This window comes from Arthrobacter sp. J156 (genome assembly GCF_056172865.1).
Window position 1 is genome coordinate 511,640 of record NZ_CM149650.1, and the last position, 18,566, is coordinate 530,205.

Sequence of the window (18,566 nt, forward strand, 5' to 3'; positions counted from 1 at the left end):
GAAGGGCAGCATGTTCACCGGAATCATCAGCGGCACCGGCCGCATCCACGAGATCCGCCCCGCGGCGGGCGACGCCGTCGTCCTGGTCCTCGACGCGCCGGGCCACGCCCACGACCTCGGGCTCGGGGGCTCCATCGCCGTCAACGGCGTCTGCCTCACGGCGACCGCGATCGACGGCGACCGGATCGACATCGACGTCATGGGCGAGACGCTCGCCCACACGACCACGGGGCGGCTCGCTCCCGGCGACGAGGTGAACCTCGAGCGCTGCGTTCCCGCCGGCGGCCGGCTCGACGGGCACGTCGTCCAGGGCCACGTCGACGGGACCGGCGCCCTCCTGGAACGCGAGGACCGGGGCAACTGGGAGCGGCTGCGCTTCTCCGTGCCCCGCGAGCTGGCCCGGTACGTCGCCCGCAAGGGATCGGTCGCCGTCGACGGCGTGTCCCTCACGGTCGCCGAGGTCTCCCCGGCCACGGAAGCGGAACAGTGGTTCGAGGTCGGGCTCATCCCCACGACCCTGCGCGAGACGGTCCTGGGCCGCCGCCGCCCCGGTGACGCCGTGAACCTCGAGGTCGACGTCCTCGCCAAGTACGCCGAGCGGCTCGCCGCCTTCTGGACGCAGGAGGGGGCGTGAGCGCGCGGCAGCCGGGCGGACCCGTGCGGCTGGACCCGGTCGAGGACGCCATTGCGGCGATCGCGGCTGGCCGAGCCGTCGTCGTCGTGGACGACGAGGACCGCGAGAACGAGGGCGACATCATCTTCGCGGCGGCCTTCGCGACCCCGGAACTGATGGGCTGGACCATCCGGCACACCTCCGGAGTCGTCTGCGTCCCGTTGCCGTCGGCGGAGGCGGACCGGCTCGGCCTGCCGCCGATGGTCGAGGTCAACCAGGACGCCAAGGGCACCGCCTACACCGTCTCGTGCGATGCCGCCGCGGGCGTCACGACGGGCATCAGCGCCGCCGACCGGGCCACGACCGTGCGCGTCCTGGCCGATCCCGCCTCGGGCCCCGGCGACATCACGCGCCCGGGGCACCTCTTCCCGCTGCGGGCCGTCGACGGCGGCGTGCTGGCCCGCCGCGGGCATACCGAGGCCTCGGTGGACCTGTGCCGGCTCGCGGGCGTCGCGCCCGTCGGGGTCATCGCCGAGATCGTCCACGACGACGGGGACATGATGCGCCTGCCCGCGCTGCGGCGCTTCGCCGACGCGTGGGAGCTGCCGCTCGTCAGCATCGAGGACCTCGCCGCCTACCTCTCGGCCGGGGGAGCGGAGGCCGCGAGCGTGCCGGATGCCGCCGCCGTCGTGGGCGGACCCGAGGTCTCGGTGCCCACCCCGTTCGGCGTCTTCTCCGTCCGGGCCTGGACGGAGCGCGCGACGGGCGACGAGCACCTCACCTTCAGCGCGCCGGGTTCCGGGGCCACGGACGGGGACGCGGACGACGCCGGGGCCGACCTGGAAGGGCCTGCGGAACGCCGCGGGGGAGCGGGCCCGGTGACGGCGCCGCTCGTGCGGATCCACTCCGAATGCCTCACGGGGGACGTCTTCGGCTCCTATCGCTGCGATTGCGGGGAGCAGCTCGACGCGGCCCTCGAGGCCGTGGCCCGCGGGGGCGGGACGATCGTCTACCTGCGCGGCCACGAGGGCCGGGGGATCGGGCTCGCCAACAAGATCCGCGCCTACGCGCTGCAGGACGGCGGCGCCGACACCGTCGAGGCCAATGAGCAGCTCGGGCTGCCCGTGGACGCGAGGCGCTACGACGCGGCGGCCGCGATCCTGCATTCGCTGGGCCTGGAACGGATCCGGCTCATGACCAACAACCCGCTGAAGACCCGGTGGCTCGAGGAGGCCGGCATCCACGTCGCCGGCACCGTGCAGCCGCACATCCCGGCCCGCCCGGAGAACACGCGCTATCTGCGCACCAAGCAGGAACGCATGAGCCACCAGATCGCCGAGGCCGTCTTCGGCGGTACCGGCGCGGCACCGGACGCCGTCCGGGCCGGCACGCGCAACCACGCGAGTACGTCGACCACCACCACAGGAGGAGCAGCATGAGCGGACACGGAGCACCGCAGATCGAGACCGAGTCGCTGGCGGCGGCCGGGCGGGCGGGGCTACGCGCCGTCGTCGTCGCGGCCAGCTGGCACCAGGAGGTGATGGACGGGCTCGTCGCCGGCGCCCTGCGCGCGGCCGAGGAGGCCGGGATCGCCGCGCCGGACGTCGTGCGCGTTCCGGGCACGTTCGAGCTGCCGGTCGCGGCGGCGCGCCTTGCGCACGGCTACGACGCCGTCGTCGCCCTCGGGGTCGTGATCCGCGGCGGCACGCCGCACTTCGAGTTCGTCTGCCAGGGTGCGACGGCGGGGCTCACCGAGGTCTCGGTGCGCACCGGAACCCCGGTCGGCTTCGGCGTCCTGACGTGCGACACGGAGGAGCAGGCGATCGACCGCGCCGGATTGCCCGGCTCGCACGAGGACAAGGGCCACGAGGCCATGGCGGCGGCGCTCACGACCGCGGCGGTGCTCGCCGGACGGTGAGCCGCCTGTCACATTGCCGCCCCCGGTGACGGGGGCGGCACGGGCAGCCGCTACCCTTGAGGCGTGAAGAGCTTTGATTCCCTGTTTGCCGAACTGGCCGAGAAGGCCGCCTCCCGTCCCGCGGGATCCCGCACCGTCGCGGAACTGGACTCGGGCATCCATGGGATCGGCAAGAAGGTCGTGGAGGAGGCCGCCGAGGTCTGGATGGCCGCCGAATACGAGTCGGACGAGGCCGCCGCCGAGGAGATCTCCCAGCTCCTGTACCACCTGCAGGTCCTGATGCTGGCGAAGGGGCTCTCCCTCCAGGACGTCTACCGCCACTTGTGACCGCGGGCCCGTCCCCGCCCGGCCGAATCCGCCACTGAGCACCGAAGGAAGTCCCCGCATGCTGCGAGTTGCCGTGCCCAACAAGGGCGCCCTGTCCGAAGCCGCCTCCGCGATGCTGAGCGAGGCGGGATACCGCCAGCGCCGCGACAACCGCGAGCTCGTGATGGTGGATCCCGACAACGACGTGGAGTTCTTCTACCTGCGGCCGCGCGACATCGCGGTGTACGTCGGACGGGGCATCCTGGACGTCGGCATCACCGGCCGCGATCTCTTCCTCGACGCCGAGGTCAATGGAGACGCCGAGGAGATCCTGCCCCTCGGTCTCGGCGCCTCGACCTTCCGCTTCGCGGGGCCCGTCGGGGACTTCGGCCAGGCGGCCGAGCTCTCCGGCCGGCGGATCGCCACGAGCTATGACGGGCTCCTGCGCGGGTACCTCGCCCGGCAGGGCATCGACGCCAAGGTCGTCCGCCTCGACGGCGCCGTGGAGTCCTCGGTCCGCCTCGGCGTGGCCGACGCGATCGCCGACGTCGTCGAGACGGGCAACACGCTCAAGGCGGCCGGGATGGAGACCTTCGGGGAACCGATCCTGCACTCCGAGGCCGTGCTGATCGGCCGGACCGGGGAGAACCCGTCCGGGCTCGACGTGCTCAAGCGCCGCCTCACGGGCGTGCTCGTGGCCCGCCGCTACGTGATGCTGGACTACGACATCCGCAAGGAGCTCGCCGACGAGGCCTGCCGCCTGACGCCGGGCCTCGAATCACCGACCGTCTCGCCGCTGCAGGACTCCGAATGGGTCGCCGTGCGGGCCATGGTCAAGAAGAACCAGACCAACAACATCATGGACGAGCTCTACGATCTGGGAGCCCGGGCCATCCTGGTCACCAACATCCACGCCATCCGCATCTGAGGTCCCCGTGAGCGTAGCCATCCGAGTCATTCCCTGCCTGGACGTCGATGCCGGCCGGGTCGTCAAGGGCGTCAACTTCGAGGGCCTGCGCGATGCGGGCGACCCCGTGGAGCTGGCCAAGCGCTACAACGCCGCCGGTGCCGACGAGCTGACGTTCCTGGACGTCACGGCCTCCTCCGGCAACCGCGAGACGACGTTCGACGTCGTCGGCCACACGGCCGAGGAGGTCTTCATCCCCCTGACCGTCGGGGGCGGGGTACGCACGGTGGACGACGTCGACCGCTTGCTGCGCGCCGGCGCGGACAAGGCCTCCATCAACACCGCCGCCGTGGCGCGTCCCGAGGTGATCAACGAGATCACCGAGCGCTTCGGCTCCCAGGTGCTCGTCCTGTCCCTCGACGCCCGCCGCACGCAGGATGCGGGGTGCCCCTCCGGATTCGAGGTCACGACCCACGGCGGGCGCACGGGAACGGGGATCGACGCCGTGGCCTGGGCGCGCGACGCGGCCGCGCGCGGCGTGGGCGAGATCCTGTTGAACTCGATCGACGCCGACGGGACCCAGCAGGGCTTCGACCTGGAGATGATCCGGGCCGTGCGCGCCGCTGTCACCGTGCCGCTCATCGCCTCGGGCGGTGCCGGCGGACCGGAACACTTCCCGTCGGCCATCGCCGCGGGGGCCGACGCCGTGCTCGCCGCGTCGATCTTCCACTTCGGTCCCGTGGACATGATCGCCCGCGTCAAGCAGGCCATCGAGGAGGCTGGTTTCCCTGTTCGTTGAACCCGCCTACCTCGATGGGTTGATGGATGCCGGCTGGCCCGCCGTCGAACGCGGCCGGGTGGAGGGCTGGACCCTGCGCTTCTCCGCCGGGGTCACGCAGCGAGCCAACTCCGTCCTGCCGGCGGGTGAGCCGGGCGACCTCGAGGCCGCGGTGGCGGAGGTCGAGCGGCGCTGCGCCGAACGGTGGCTCGACCCCGTGTTCCAGATCAGCCCGGCCGCACGCCCGGAAGGGCTCGTGGACTTCCTCGTCCACCGCGGTTACACGGCCGGCTCGCCGACGCTCGTGCAGTTCATGGACGCCCACGACCTGGCCCGCTTCGGCGACCGGAGCGCGGAGCCGGAGATCGGGTTGTCCGATGCGCCCGACGCCGAATGGCTCGAGCTCTTCTGGGCCCAGGAGGGCCCGCAGGAGGAAGACGCGCAGACCGTCTCGACGCGCATCCTGACCGGGGCGCCGGCCGTCTATGCGGCCGTGCGGATCGAGGGGCGCATTCAGGCGATCGCCCGCATGGCCGTCGTCGACGGGCACGGCGGGATCTATTGCCTCGTGACGCGCCCGGACGCGCGCCGACAGGGCCTGGCCCGCCGGGGGTCCTGGAAGCGCTGCTCGGCGAGGCCTCGGCGCGCGGGCTGGACGGCGTCTGGCTGCAGGTCCGGGAGTCCAACGTGGGGGCGATCGTCCTCTACCACGCGCTGGGATTCACGACCGTCTCGAGCTACTACTACCTCACGCGATCCCTCTAGCCGCGGGCGGGTCCGCTCTCAGCTGCCGAGCTCGGCGCTCGAGAGCAGCGCGACGGCGTCGGGGGAGCCCTCGAAGGTCACGAGGGCGTGTCCGCGCCGGCCGTGGGCGTGCATCAGCAGCTCCTGCGGCTCGCCCGTGATCGCGACGGACGTCGCGGCCTTCCTCACGACGTGGCGCTGTCCGTCGGGACGGACCAGGATGATGCCGACGTCGACGCCGCGGTAGAGCAGGGCCGAGCTGCGCACGAGCGCGCGCCACAGCTCCTCGGAGTACTCGGTGTCCAGGACGCGCGGCGCCCAGCGGTCGGAGGCGCGGCGGACGTCTTCCGTGTGCACGAAGTACTCGACGAGGTTCGCGGCGTGGTCCAGCGCGGGCACGCGCAGCGGGTGCAGCCGCGAGGGCCCCCGGCGGAAGCGGGAGACGAGCCGGGCCAGCCCTTCCGGCTCGGCGGCGGCGTCGGACCAGCGGGCCAGGAGGCGCTCCATGCGGGGACGGAGGGCGTCGAGGCCGATCCCCGCGGCGAGGGGATGGTGTTCGCGGAGCACGAGGTGCGCCGCGAGGTGCCGTACCTGCCAGCCGGTGCAAAGCGTCGGTGCTTGGGGCCCCGCTGCCAGCAGGACCTCGGCCAGGACTTCGCGAGAAGGCGGTACGAATCTCATCACTGTGAAACTAGCACGGAGCGGCGGCCTTTCGGAGACCATGAAGCCGTCATCCACTGCGTGGCGTGGCCGCCCGAGCGTCTAGACTGGCTGCGATGTCGCACAACCCAGCCACCCCCGGCCGCGAGGCCCCCGAATCCACCGCCGCCGGACGGCTCGATCCCGGCGTCGCGGCGCGCCTGAAGAAGGACGGCGACGGGCTTGTCGCCGCCATCATCCAGCAGCACGGCACCGGCGAGGTGCTGATGCTCGGATGGATGGACGAGGAGGCGCTGCGCCGCACGCTGACCGAGGGCCGCGTCACGTTCTGGTCCCGCTCGCGCCGCGAGTACTGGCGCAAGGGGGACACCTCGGGCCACGTGCAGTTCGTCCGGAGCGCCGCGCTGGACTGCGACGGCGACGCCCTCCTGGTCCAGGTGGAGCAGATCGGGGCGGCCTGCCACACGGGCACGCGCACGTGCTTCGACGGGCGGGGACTCGCCGCCGTCGCCGGGCACCCCACGGACCACTGACCAGAACCACCTGCAACCGCACCACGGAGAGCGCCACAGCATGCACCAGCTTGGGGTCGTAGGACCCACCCTCGACGAGTTCCGCGCCCTGGCCCCCGGCCGCCGCGTGATCCCCGTGACGCTGCGCGTCCTGGCCGACGAGCTGACGCCCATCGCGATCTACAACCGCCTCGCGCAGGGCCGTCCCGGCACCTTCCTCATGGAGAGCGCCGCGGCGGGCGGCGTGTGGAGCCGCCACTCGTTCATCGGCGTCGATTCGCCGGCCACGCTGACGACGCGGGACGGCAGGGCGCACTGGATCGGCGAGACTCCCGCGGGCATCCCGACAGGGGGCAGCGTCGTGGACGTCCTGCGGGACACGGTCGCCTTCCTCAAGACGGAACCCCTGCCCGGCCTGCCGCCGCTGACCTCCGGCATGGTGGGCTTCATCGGCTGGGACTGCGTGCGCTATTGGGAGAAGCTGCCGAGCCCCCCGCTGGACGACCTGGGCCTGCCCGAGCTCGCCATGAACCTCGTCGGGGACATGGCTGTGCACGACAACACGGACGGGACCGTGACCCTCATCGCCAACGCGATCAACCACGACGGCGCGGCGACGGGTGTCGACGCGGCCTACGCGCACGCCGTCGAGCGCCTCGAGGCCATGCTGGAGCAGCTCGGCGCCCCGCGCGGGGCCCATCTGGCCGCGTTCTCCGGGACCGACGTGCCCACGCAGGAACTCATGGACTCCGTCACGCACAGCTGGGACGAGGACGGCTACCGGGCCGCCATCCTGCGCGGCAAGGAGGCGATCGTGGACGGCGACGTCTTCCAGGTCGTCGTCTCGCGCCGCTTCGAGCTGGAGACGGGCGCCTCCCCGCTGGACGTGTACCGGATCCTGCGCACCACGAATCCGAGCCCCTACATGTACCTCTACAACCTGCAGGACCACGACGGCCGCCCCTACGCGATCGTCGGCTCCTCGCCGGAGGCGCTCGTGACCGTGGACGGCCGCCAGGTCGTCACGCACCCGATCGCGGGGTCGCGGCCCCGCGGGGGCGACTTCGAGGCCGATGTCCTGCTCGAGAAGGACCTCCTGGAGGACGAGAAGGAGCGGGCCGAGCACCTCATGCTCGTCGACCTCTCCCGCAACGACCTGTCCAAGGTCTGCGTCCCCGGGACCGTCGAGGTGAGCCAGTTCATGGAGGTCGAGCGCTTCAGCCACATCATGCACCTCGTCTCCAATGTCGTCGGGCACCTCGCCGAGGACGCCACGGCCTACGACGTCCTGGCCGCGACCTTCCCGGCCGGGACCCTGTCCGGCGCGCCGAAGCCCCGCGCCCTGCGCCTGCTGGACGAGATGGAACCCCACCGGAGGGGCATCTACGGCGGCGTGGTCGGCTACCTCGATTTCGCGGGGGACATGGACCTGGCGATCGCCATCCGCTCGGCCCTGCTCAAGGACGGCCGGGCCTATGTCCAGGCCGGGGGCGGGATCGTGGCGGACTCCCAGCTCGACGCCGAGGCCCAGGAGAGCGTGAACAAGACCGCGGCACCGCTGCGCGCCGTCTGGGCGGCCGGGACCATGGCCGCGGCCCGGCAGGAGGCGTGATGCCCGCCGAGGGCGTCCGGCGCCGCCCGGGCCGCCGCGGCGTCGTCCTCGCCGCCATCGCCGGGGCGGGCCTCGCGCTCGCCGGGACCACGCAGACCTGGATCCAGGTCCTCCCCGCCGCGGGTTCCGTGGTCCGCGCGCCCATCGACGTCCCGGGTTCCTCGGCGGCTGCCGCTGTCGCCGCCCTCGCGGTGGTCTCCCTCGCCGGGGCGGTCGCCGCGGCGATTGCCGGCCGCGTCGCCCGGATCGTCATCGCCGTGCTCCTGGCCGTCGCCGGGATCGGCATCGCCGCCTCGGCGGCGACCGTCTTCGCCGATCCGCGGCGCGCCGCCGCGGGGGTCGTCGGCGAGGCGGCGGGCACCGCCACCGTTCCCGGGGACTACGCGGTGACGGCGTGGCCCGTCCTCGTCGCCGTGGCAGGGGCCTGCGTCCTGGCGGCCGCCGTCGCCCTCGTCGTCGTGGGCCGGCACTGGAACGCCGATCGCAAGTACGACCCGGCCGCTGCCGCCGTTCCGGCCGGTACCGGTTCCGGGGACGCCGTCGACGGCCCGCAGGCGGCCGAGCCGGGCGGCCGGTCCGCACCGGCACCGTTGGACGAGATCGACGGATGGGACAGCCTCTCCCGGGGCGAGGACCCGACCCGCTGATCCGGGGCCCTTCCACGGGCGCAACATGGCCCGCGTCCCCGCCGCTCCATGGCAGAATGGATCACGATCCACCGGGGCAGCGCCCCGCCAGCACTGCGATGAGGAGTACCAGAGCCATGGCCACGAACGCCACCGTCCAGACCCCCGAAGGCGTCGATCCGATGCACGCCGAACCGGTCGGCCACGGCAACAGCGTCGCCGCATGGGCCACCGTGGGCGTCATGATGGTCGGCAGCGTCATCGCCTGCCTCGGTTTCGCCCTGACCCTGATCCCGGTGCTCGCCGTCGGCGTCGCCCTCATCCCCGTGGGACTCGTCCTCGGCGGCGTGCTGAAGAAGGCCGGCTACGGCGTCGGCGGCAGCAAGTCCAAGAACAACGGACACTAGGCGTGAGCGTCCTCGATCAGATCATCGAGGGTGTCCGTGAAGATCTCGAGCGCCGCCGTGCGGAGATCGCGCTCGAGGAGCTGAAGCAGCGCGCCCTCGACGCACCCGCGGCCCACGATGCCTACGCGGCCCTCGGCGGCGGATCGCCCGCCGAACGGGACAACAGGCTGAGGGTCGTCGCCGAGGTCAAGCGCAAGAGCCCGTCCAAGGGCGCGCTCGCCGACATCCCCGAACCCGCCGTGCTCGCGGCCGACTATGCGGCGGGCGGCGCCTCCGTCATCTCCGTCCTCACCGAGGAACGGCGCTTCGGCGGATCACTCGCCGACTTCGATGCCGTGCGGGCCGCCGTCGTCACGCCGCTGCTGCGCAAGGACTTCATCGTCGACGAGTACCAGGTCTGGGAAGCGCGCGCCCACGGGGCCGACCTCGTCCTGCTCATCGTCGCCGCCCTCGACGACGCCGGGCTGGCCCGCCTCCTGGACCTCGCCCGGACGCTCGGGATGGAGGCCCTCGTCGAGACCCACACCGAGGAGGAGGTCCAGCGGGCCGTCGCCGCCGGCGCCAGGATCATCGGCGTCAACGTGCGCAACCTCAAGACCCTCGACGTCGACCGCTCCACCTTCGCCCGGCTCGCCGCCTCGATCCCGTCCGAGGCCGTGATCGTCGCCGAGTCCGGCGTCCGCGACGCCGCCGACGTCGCCGGCTATGCCGCCCAGGGGGCCGACGCCGTCCTGGTCGGCGAGGCCCTGGTCAAGGACCGGGAGCCGCGCGAAGCCGTCGCGGCGTTCATCGCAGCCGGGACCGCGGCGCGCCCCGCCCGAACAGCCTGAGCGGAACCGGTCCTGAGCGGACCGGAGCCCGCAGCCCCAGCACCACCGAGACGAAGGACGGCCACCATGAGCCACAGCGCAGAACAGCCCGCGGGAGACGGCCCCGCACCGGACGCGGAGGCGTTCCTCGCCGGGCCCGGGCTGCGCCACGCGCCCGGCCCGTACTTCGGCGACTACGGCGGCCGGTGGATGCCCGAGTCGCTCATCGCCGCGCTCGACGAGCTCCAGGACACCTTCGAGAAGGCCAAGGCCGATCCGGAGTTCATCGAGCAGGTGCGCGAGCTCAACAAGAACTACTCCGGGCGCCCGTCGCTGCTGACCGAGGCCAAGCGCTTCTCCGCGCATGCGGGCGGAGTGCGCGTCTTCCTCAAGCGGGAGGACCTGAACCACACCGGCAGCCACAAGATCAACAACGTCCTCGGCCAGGCCCTCCTGGCCAAGCGCATGGGCAAGACCCGCATCATCGCCGAGACGGGCGCCGGCCAGCACGGCGTGGCCAGCGCCACGGCCGCCGCCCTCCTGGGCCTCGAGTGCGTGGTGTACATGGGCGCGGAGGACACGCGCCGACAGGCCCTGAACGTCGCCCGCATGCAGCTCCTCGGGGCCTCGGTGGTCCCCGTGACCGCGGGGTCCCAGACCCTCAAGGACGCCATCAACGAGGCGCTGCGGGACTGGGTCACCAACGTCGACACGACGCACTACCTCCTGGGCACGGCCGCGGGTGCGCACCCGTTCCCGGCGCTCGTGCGGTACTTCCACGAGGTCATCGGGGACGAGGCCCGCGAGCAGGTCCTGGCCCAGACGGGCCGGCTCCCGGACGCCGTCTGCGCCTGCATCGGCGGAGGCTCGAACGCGATCGGCATCTTCCACGGGTTCCTCGACGACCCCTCCGTCGAGCTGTACGGCTTCGAGGCCGGAGGCGACGGCGTCGACACGGGCCGCCACGCGGCGACCATCACGCTCGGCCGGCCCGGCGTGCTGCACGGGGCGCGGAGCTACCTCATGCAGGACGAGGACGGCCAGACCATCGAATCCCATTCGATCTCGGCCGGGCTCGACTACCCCGGCGTCGGGCCCGAGCACTCCTACCTCCACGACATCGGCCGGGTGAAGTACGAGCCCATCACCGACACGGAGGCCATGGAGGCCTTCAGCCTGCTGTGCCGCACCGAGGGGATCATCCCCGCGATCGAGTCCGCCCACGCCCTGGCCGGAGCGCTGAAGGTGGGCCGCCGGGCGGCCGGGTCCGCGGCGGACCCGGGCGACGTCGTCGTCCTCGTGAACCTCTCGGGGCGCGGGGACAAGGACGTCGGCACGGCGGCCGAATGGTTCAACCTCATCGAGAACGCCGAAGGGCAGGCCTAGCCATGACGGACTCCATCCTCCCCGCGCCGGCCACGCACGCCAGCAAGTCCGCGGCCGCGATCGAACGGGCCAGGGCCGCTGGCCGACCGGCGCTGATCTGCTACCTCCCGGCCGGTTTCCCGGACGTGCAGACCACGATCGACGCCGCCGTCGCGATGGCCGAGAACGGTGCCGACGTGATTGAGATCGGGATCCCCTATTCCGATCCCGTCATGGACGGGCACGTCATCCAGGCGGCCACCGTCCAGGCCCTCGCGGACGGCTTCCGCGTCGCCCAGGTCTTCGAGATCGTCCGGGGCATCACCTCCCGCTGCGACGCGGCCGTGCTCGTGATGACCTACTGGAACCCCGTCCTCCGGCTCGGCGTGGACGAGTTCTCCCGCCGCCTCGCCGAGGCCGGGGGCGCCGGGCTCATCACGCCCGACCTGATTCCCGATGAGGCCGCCGAATGGTTCGAGGCCTCGGACCGCTACGGACTGGACCGCGTGTTCCTCGTGGCGCCCAGTTCCACGCCGGAGCGCATGAAGGCCACCGTCGAGGCGAGCCGCGGGTTTGTCTACTGCGTCTCCATCATGGGCGTGACCGGCGCGCGGGACAGCGTCTCGAGCGCCGCCGAGGCCGTCGTCGAGGCCGCACATGCCGCCGGTGCCGAGCGGGCGTGCGTCGGGCTCGGCGTCTCCGCCGCCGCGCACGTGCGCGAGATCGGCGCATACGCCGACGGGGTCATCGTCGGGACCGCGCTCGTGGCCGCCCTCCGTGACGGGGGAGTCGACGCCGTCGCACGCCTGACCGCCGAGCTCAGCGGCCGCGCCGTGGCCTGAGATCCCGGTGCCCGGCAGGGCCGCGGACGCCCGTAAAAATCCGGCGCGGTCTGGGGAGCGCCGCTCCGCGGATGCTAATCTCTCCCTACTTCGGTAGAGCGGTCGCCCGAGCACCTCGGGGCGCCCCTCCGCCGGAGAAGCCGGTACCGCGGCAACCTGCCTGGGCGCCGGCCACCACAACGACGTGGGTTTCCGTTTCGTGGAACACCGCCCCACCATCTGGCGGCCCACCGCGGCCGGGACGGCGGCGCGATGCCCGACATCGCCCCCCTCCCGACTCATCAGGGTCCGGCCGGCCACCACGGCCGCCGTCGGCCCCCGGGGCCAATGCAGTCCCCTCCGAACACTGTGCACCGCACCAGCGGTCGACCTGCTTCCCACGGAGAAAGGACACCATGAACCACAACACAGGGAACCAGTACAGCGCCTCGCGCACTCTAGGCGGGGCCCCGGTCTCGCCATTCACCCGGTTTGCGAACATCCCGGAGGCCTCGGGCCTCTACCACCCCGAGAACGAGAAGGACGCGTGCGGCCTCGCCGTCATCGCGACCCTGCGCAAGGAACCCGGCCACGACATCGTCGACGCCGCGCTGACCGCCCTGCGCAACCTGGAGCACCGCGGCGCCGTCGGTGCGGACGAGGGCACCGGCGATGGGGCCGGACTGCTCACCCAGATCCCCGACGAGTTCTTCCGCGCCGTCGTCGACTTCACCCTGCCCGAGGCCGGCGCGTACGCCGTCGGCACGGCCTTCCTGCCCGACGAGCCCTCGATCGAGGCGTCCGCCCGCGAAGGCATCGAGGACCTGGCCGGCCAGGAGGGCCTGACGGTCCTCGGCTGGCGCGAGGTCCCCGTCGAGGCCTCCATCGTCGGAGCCATGGCCCGGGCCTGCATGCCCCGCTTCGTCCAGCTCTTCGTCGCCCCGGCCGACTCCGCGGCCACCGACCTCGACGCCCGTGCCTTCCGCCTGCGCAAGCGCGCCCAGAACAAGCACGGCGTCTACTTCCCGTCGCTGTCCTCGCGCACCATCGTCTACAAGGGGATGCTGACCACGGCCCAGCTGGAGCCGTTCTACCCCGACCTGTCCGATGCCCGCTTCAAGACCCGCCTCGGGATCGTGCACTCCCGCTTCTCCACGAACACGTTCCCGTCCTGGCCGCTCGCGCAGCCCTTCCGGACCATCGCCCACAACGGCGAGATCAACACGGTCAAGGGCAACCGCAACTGGATGCGCGCCCGGCAGTCCCAGCTCGCGGGGGACATCCTGGGCGAGGTGCCCGAGGAGCTCTTCCCGATCTGCACGCCCGGGGCCTCCGATTCCGCCTCCTTCGACGAGGTCGCCGAGCTGCTCATGCTCTCGGGCCGGCCCATCACGCACGCGGTCATGATGATGATCCCGGAGGCCTGGGAGAACCAGGACTCCATGGACCCCGCGCGGCGGGCGTTCTACCAGTACCACTCCATGCTCATGGAGCCGTGGGACGGGCCGGCGGCCGTGTCCTTCACCGACGGCCGGCTCGTCGGCGCGGTCCTGGACCGCAACGGCCTGCGCCCGGCCCGCTACTGGGTCACCGACGACGGCCTCGTCGTCCTCGCCTCGGAGGTCGGCGTCGTCGAGATCGCCCCGGAGAAGATCGTCCGCAAGGGCCGCGTCTCCCCGGGCAAGATGTTCCTCGTCGACACCGAAGCCGGCCGGATCGTCGAAGACAGCGAGATCAAGGCCGACATCGCCCGCTCCCGGCCCTGGGAAGCGTGGGTGCGCGAAAACCTCATCGACCTCGCCGACCTGCCCGAGCGCGAGCACGTCGTACACAACTCCTCCTCCGTGCAGCTGCGCCAGAAGACGTTCGGCTACACCGAGGAGGAGCTGCGCATCCTCCTGAACCCGATGGCCCGCACGGGCGCCGAGCCGCTCGGAGCCATGGGTTCGGACACGCCGATCGCGGTGCTCTCGAAGCGCCCGCGGCTGCTCTTCGACTACTTCACGCAATCGTTCGCCCAAGTGACCAACCCGCCCCTGGACGCGATCCGCGAGGAGCTCGTGACGAGCATGAAGACCTCGATCGGCCCCGACGGGAACCTCCTGGACCCGGGGCAGGTCAAGACGCGCCACGTGTCCCTGGACTTCCCGGTGATCACCAACGACGAGCTCGCGAAGATCGCCAACATCCGCACGCCGGACGGCGCCAAGGCCGCCCTGAAGGTGCGGGGCCTCTACCGCCCCGCCGGCGGTGAGGCCGAGCTGAAGGCCCGCCTGCAGGAGATCTGCGAGAAGGTCTCGGCCGCGATCAACCGGGGAGTCCAGTACGTCGTCCTCTCCGACCGCGACTCGAACGCCCAGTGGGCGCCCATCCCGTCGCTTCTGCTCACGAGCGCCGTGCACCACCACCTGCTCAAGAGCGCCAACCGCACCAAGACCTCGCTCGTCGTCGAGGCCGGCGACGTGCGCGAGGTCCACCACGTGGCGGTCCTCGTCGGCTACGGGGCCTCGGCGATCAACCCGTACCTGGCCCTCGAGACCGTCGAGGAGATGGCGAACAACGGCGAGCTCGGCGGGGTCACGGCCCCGCAGGCGCAGTACAACCTCATCAAGGGGCTCGGCAAGGGCGTGTTGAAGATCATGTCCAAGATGGGCATCTCCACCGTCTCCTCCTACTGCGGCGCGCAGACCTTCGAGGCCCTCGGCCTGTCCCAGCAGCTCGTCGACCAGTACTTCACGGGCACCATGTCCCAGATGGGCGGCGTCGGCCTCGACGTCGTCGCGAAGGAGGCGGCCGAACGCCATGCCGGCGCCTACCCCGGCGACGGCAACGACGAACCACACCGCATCCTGGACATCGGCGGCGAGTACCAGTGGCGGCGCGAGGGCCCGCCGCACCTGTTCAACCCGGAGACGGTCTTCCGGCTGCAGCACGCCACGCGCGAGCGCCGCTATGACATCTTCAAGGCCTACACCCGCGGCATCGACGACCAGGCGCGGGACCTCATGACGCTCCGCGGCCTGCTGGGCTTCAAGTCCGGGCTCCGCGCGCCCGTCCCGCTGGACGAGGTCGAGCCCGTCTCGGCCATCGTCAAGCGCTTCTCCACCGGCGCGATGAGCTACGGCTCGATCTCCCAGGAGGCCCACGAGACGCTCGCGATCGCGATGAACCGCCTCGGCGGCAAGTCGAACACGGGCGAGGGCGGCGAGGACGTCGAGCGGCTCCTGGATCCCGAGCGGCGCTCGGCGGTCAAGCAGATCGCCTCCGGCCGCTTCGGCGTCACGAGCCTCTACCTCACGAACGCAGACGACATCCAGCTCAAGATGGCCCAAGGCGCCAAGCCCGGCGAGGGCGGCCAGCTCATGAGCCAGAAGGTCTACCCGTGGGTGGCCCGGACCCGGCACTCGACGCCCGGCGTCGGCCTCATCTCGCCGCCGCCGCACCACGACATCTACTCGATCGAGGACCTCGCCCAGCTGATCTACGACGCCAAGCGCTCCAACCCCCGCGCCCGCGTCCACGTCAAGCTCGTCTCCGAGGTCGGGATCGGCACCGTGGCGGCCGGCGTGACCAAGGCCAAGGCCGACGTCGTCCTCGTCTCGGGGCACGACGGCGGAACCGGCGCCTCCCCGCTGAACTCGCTCAAGCACGCCGGCGCCCCGTGGGAGCTCGGCCTCGCCGAGACCCAGCAGACGCTGCGCCTGAACGGGCTGCGCGACCGCGTCGTCGTCCAGGTCGACGGCCAGCTCAAGACCGGGCGGGACGTCGTCATCGCGGCGCTCCTCGGCGCCGAGGAGTACGGCTTCGCCACGGCGCCGCTCGTCGTCTCCGGCTGCATCATGATGCGCGTCTGCCACCTGGACACGTGTCCCGTGGGCGTCGCGACGCAGAACCCGGAGCTGCGCAAGCGGTTCACGGGCAAGCCGGAGTTCGTGGTGAACTTCTTCGAGTTCCTTGCCGAGGAGGTCCGGGAGATCCTCGCCGAGCTCGGATTCCGCAGCATCGAGGAGGCCATCGGCCACTCCGAGCTGCTGGACCGCCGCGCCGCCGTCGACCACTGGAAGACGGAGGGGCTGGACCTGGAGCCCATCCTGTCGGGCTACGAGGACGATTCCTCGCCCGTGCGGAACCTGACGGGCCAGAACCACGAGCTGGACCTGCACTTCGACAACCAGCTCATCGAGCTCAGCGCCGACGCGCTCGAGCGGCGCCAGCCGGTGCGGATCAGCCTCGACGTCGTGAACACCGACCGCTCCGTGGGCACCATGCTCGGCCACGAGGTCACCCGGCGCTTCGGCACGGAGGTCCTCGCGACCGACACGATCGACGTCACCCTCTCGGGCGAGGCCGGCCAGTCGCTCGGCGCCTTCCTGCCGGCCGGCATCACGCTGCGTCTGTTCGGCGACGCCAACGACTACGTCGGCAAGGGCCTCTCGGGAGGACGCGTCGTGGTCCGCCCGGACCGGGCGAGCACCTTCGTCGCCGAGCGCAACGTCATCGCCGGCAACGTGATCGGCTACGGCGCCACGAGCGGCGAGCTGTTCCTGCGCGGGATCGTGGGGGAGCGGTTCATGGTCCGCAACTCCGGCGCGACCGCCGTCGCCGAGGGGATCGGCGACCACGGCTGCGAGTACATGACGGGCGGCACGGTGCTGGTGCTCGGCACCACCGGGCGCAACTTCGGTGCCGGCATGTCCGGCGGCACCGCCTACGTGCTCGACCTGGACCGCGCGCTCGTGAACAAGCAGGCCCTCGACGCCGGCGAGCTCACGCTGCAGCCCGTGCCGGGCGAGGACGTGGAGACGGTGCGGCGGCTGCTCTCGCAGCACGCCGAGGAGACGGGATCGACGCTCGCCGCGACGCTCCTGCTCGACTTCCAGGACACCGTCGCGCGCATCACCCAGGTCATGCCCCGCGACTACGCGGCCGTGCTCCAGGCACGGGCCGCCGCGGAGGCGGAAGGACTCGATCCCGACGGCGAGGCCGTCTGGAACCGGATTTTGGAGGCAACCCGTGGCTGATCCGCGTGGATTCTTGAAGGTACGCGAACGCCAGACCCAGCCCCGCCGGCCCGTGCCGGTGCGGATCATGGACTGGAAGGAGGTCTACGAGCGCCAGGAAGCCGGAACCCTGAACGCCCAGGCCGGGCGCTGCATGGACTGCGGCGTTCCGTTCTGCCACCAGGGCTGTCCGCTCGGGAACCTCATCCCCGAGTGGAACGACCTCGTCTGGCGGGGCCGCATGGACCAGGCGAGCGAGCGGCTGCACGCGACGAACAACTTCCCCGAGTTCACGGGGCGCCTGTGCCCGGCGCCGTGCGAGTCCTCGTGCGTGCTGGGCATCAACCAGCCCGCCGTGACGATCAAGCAGGTCGAGGTCTCGATCGCCGATCAGGCGTTCGACGACGGGGTCGTGGTCCCGGTGCTGCCCCAGCGGCACACCGACCAGACGATCGCCGTCGTCGGCTCCGGACCCGCGGGCCTGGCCGCCGCCCAGCAGCTGACCCGCGCGGGGCACACCGTGGCGGTCTACGAACGGGACGACGCGATCGGCGGCCTGCTGCGCTACGGGATCCCGGACTTCAAGATGGAGAAGTCCGTCCTGGACCGCCGCCTGGCCCAGATGGCGGCCGAGGGGACGCGCTTCCGGACCAACGTGGAGCTCGGCAAGGACATCTCCTGGGACCAGCTGCGCCGGCGCTACGACGCCGTCGTGGTGGCGACCGGGGCGAGCGTGCCCCGCGACCTGCCGATCGCCGGGCGGGAGCTCGACGGCGTCCACTTCGCCATGGAGTACCTCGTCCAGGCCAATCGCGTCGTGGCCGGCGAGGAGGTGCCCGGGCAGATCGACGCCCGCGGCAAGCACGTGGTCATCCTCGGCGGCGGCGACACCGGCGCCGACTGCATCGGCACCGCCCACCGCCATCAGGCGGCCTCGGTGACGACGCTCGCCATCGGCAAGCAGCCGCCGACCGAGCGCCCCGGCCACCAGCCGTGGCCGATGTTCCCGACCCTTTTCGAGGTCGCGAGCGCCCATGAGGAGGGCGGTGAGCGCACTTACCTCGCGTCTACGGTAGAGTTTGTTGGCGAGGACGGTCGAGTGACCGGGATCACGGTCGCGGAGACCGAGTTCGTGGACGGCAAGCGGCTCCCGAAGGCCGGTACCGAACGGACCATTCCCGCCGACCTCGTCCTCCTGGCCCTCGGTTTCACCGGGCCCGAGCCCGCGGGGCTCGGCGAACAGGCCGGCACCGAGTTTGACGACCGGGGCAACGTCGCCCGTGACGGTTACTACATGACCAACACGCCCGGCGTGTTCGTCGCCGGCGACGCCGGCCGCGGACAGTCGCTGATCGTGTGGGCCATTGCCGAAGGGCGCGCGTGCGCCGCGGCGGTGGACAAGTACCTGATGGGCGACACCCGGCTCCCCGCTCCCGTGGCGCCGACCGACCAGTCCATCAGCATGCTCTGACGGGGGCGCCGCATGGC

General features: G+C 72.0%; 17 protein-coding genes and 1 pseudogene. 17 read left to right on the top strand and 1 reads right to left on the bottom strand.

Going from position 1 to position 18,566, the window contains the following annotated elements; all coding sequences use genetic code 11:
• Positions 1 to 10: 10 nt before the first annotated feature.
• From AC0QR5_RS02415 to AC0QR5_RS02450, 8 genes and pseudogenes are all read left to right on the top strand, one after another.
• The gene (locus tag AC0QR5_RS02415; RefSeq protein ID WP_329860029.1) at positions 11 to 634 is read left to right on the top strand and encodes a riboflavin synthase; all 624 of its coding nucleotides are present in this window, start codon (positions 11 to 13) and stop codon (positions 632 to 634) included.
• Positions 631 to 2,052, top strand: coding sequence for a 3,4-dihydroxy-2-butanone-4-phosphate synthase (gene ribB, locus AC0QR5_RS02420; RefSeq protein ID WP_329860030.1), 1,422 nt, complete (start codon positions 631 to 633; stop codon positions 2,050 to 2,052). The genes AC0QR5_RS02415 and ribB overlap by 4 nt, the downstream gene beginning before the upstream one ends.
• Positions 2,049 to 2,531, top strand: coding sequence for a 6,7-dimethyl-8-ribityllumazine synthase (ribH, locus tag AC0QR5_RS02425; RefSeq protein WP_329860031.1), 483 nt, complete (start codon positions 2,049 to 2,051; stop codon positions 2,529 to 2,531). The genes ribB and ribH overlap by 4 nt, the downstream gene beginning before the upstream one ends.
• A gap of 63 nt (positions 2,532 to 2,594) precedes the next feature.
• The gene (locus AC0QR5_RS02430; RefSeq protein WP_329860033.1) at positions 2,595 to 2,858 is read left to right on the top strand and encodes a phosphoribosyl-ATP diphosphatase; all 264 of its coding nucleotides are present in this window, start codon (positions 2,595 to 2,597) and stop codon (positions 2,856 to 2,858) included.
• Positions 2,859 to 2,916: 58 nt separating this feature from the next.
• Positions 2,917 to 3,765 carry an ATP phosphoribosyltransferase gene (gene hisG / locus AC0QR5_RS02435; protein ID WP_329860034.1) on the top strand — a complete coding sequence of 283 codons (849 nt, stop codon included), beginning with the start codon at positions 2,917 to 2,919 and terminating at the stop codon, positions 3,763 to 3,765.
• A gap of 7 nt (positions 3,766 to 3,772) precedes the next feature.
• A complete protein-coding gene (gene hisF, locus AC0QR5_RS02440; protein WP_329860035.1) occupies positions 3,773 to 4,543 on the top strand; it encodes an imidazole glycerol phosphate synthase subunit HisF in 771 nt (256 codons plus the stop codon).
• Positions 4,544 to 4,565: 22 nt separating this feature from the next.
• A pseudogene (locus AC0QR5_RS02445) lies at positions 4,566 to 5,066 on the top strand (GNAT family N-acetyltransferase, cg3035/Rv0428c family); the annotation flags it as partial.
• Between the two features lie 17 nt (positions 5,067 to 5,083).
• Entirely contained in the window at positions 5,084 to 5,287 is a 204-nt protein-coding gene (locus AC0QR5_RS02450; protein WP_329860037.1) for a GNAT family protein, read from the top strand.
• A gap of 18 nt (positions 5,288 to 5,305) precedes the next feature.
• On the opposite strand, the gene AC0QR5_RS02455 is transcribed toward AC0QR5_RS02450, so the two are convergent.
• Positions 5,306 to 5,947, bottom strand: a complete 642-nt coding sequence (locus tag AC0QR5_RS02455; protein WP_329860038.1) for a TIGR03085 family metal-binding protein — start codon at positions 5,945 to 5,947, stop codon at positions 5,306 to 5,308.
• Positions 5,948 to 6,042: 95 nt separating this feature from the next.
• Here AC0QR5_RS02455 and hisI point away from each other — a divergent pair, with 95 nt between their 5' ends.
• From hisI to AC0QR5_RS02500, 9 genes are all read left to right on the top strand, one after another.
• Positions 6,043 to 6,459, top strand: a complete 417-nt coding sequence (gene hisI, locus AC0QR5_RS02460) for a phosphoribosyl-AMP cyclohydrolase (RefSeq protein ID WP_329860039.1) — start codon at positions 6,043 to 6,045, stop codon at positions 6,457 to 6,459.
• Between the two features lie 40 nt (positions 6,460 to 6,499).
• Complete coding sequence (locus tag AC0QR5_RS02465; protein ID WP_329860041.1) at positions 6,500 to 8,050, top strand: anthranilate synthase component I; 1,551 nt, start codon at positions 6,500 to 6,502, stop codon at positions 8,048 to 8,050.
• A complete protein-coding gene (locus AC0QR5_RS02470) occupies positions 8,050 to 8,697 on the top strand; it encodes a Trp biosynthesis-associated membrane protein (protein ID WP_329860043.1) in 648 nt (215 codons plus the stop codon). Before AC0QR5_RS02465 ends, AC0QR5_RS02470 begins: the two co-directional genes overlap by 1 nt.
• Positions 8,698 to 8,813: 116 nt before the next feature.
• Positions 8,814 to 9,083 (top strand): DUF6704 family protein, encoded by a 270-nt coding sequence (locus AC0QR5_RS02475; protein ID WP_329860045.1) that lies wholly within the window; start codon positions 8,814 to 8,816, stop codon positions 9,081 to 9,083.
• A gap of 2 nt (positions 9,084 to 9,085) precedes the next feature.
• On the top strand, positions 9,086 to 9,913 hold the full coding sequence (gene trpC, locus AC0QR5_RS02480; protein WP_329860046.1) for an indole-3-glycerol phosphate synthase TrpC: 828 nt from the start codon (positions 9,086 to 9,088) through the stop codon (positions 9,911 to 9,913).
• 66 nt (positions 9,914 to 9,979) lie between these two features.
• A complete protein-coding gene (gene trpB / locus AC0QR5_RS02485; RefSeq protein WP_329860047.1) occupies positions 9,980 to 11,278 on the top strand; it encodes a tryptophan synthase subunit beta in 1,299 nt (432 codons plus the stop codon).
• 2 nt (positions 11,279 to 11,280) lie between these two features.
• Positions 11,281 to 12,099 carry a tryptophan synthase subunit alpha gene (gene trpA / locus AC0QR5_RS02490; RefSeq protein WP_329860048.1) on the top strand — a complete coding sequence of 273 codons (819 nt, stop codon included), beginning with the start codon at positions 11,281 to 11,283 and terminating at the stop codon, positions 12,097 to 12,099.
• 395 nt (positions 12,100 to 12,494) lie between these two features.
• The gene (gene gltB, locus AC0QR5_RS02495; RefSeq protein ID WP_329860049.1) at positions 12,495 to 17,099 is read left to right on the top strand and encodes a glutamate synthase large subunit; all 4,605 of its coding nucleotides are present in this window, start codon (positions 12,495 to 12,497) and stop codon (positions 17,097 to 17,099) included.
• Complete coding sequence (locus AC0QR5_RS02500; protein ID WP_329860051.1) at positions 17,092 to 18,549, top strand: glutamate synthase subunit beta; 1,458 nt, start codon at positions 17,092 to 17,094, stop codon at positions 18,547 to 18,549. The genes gltB and AC0QR5_RS02500 overlap by 8 nt, the downstream gene beginning before the upstream one ends.
• Positions 18,550 to 18,566: the final 17 nt, after the last annotated feature.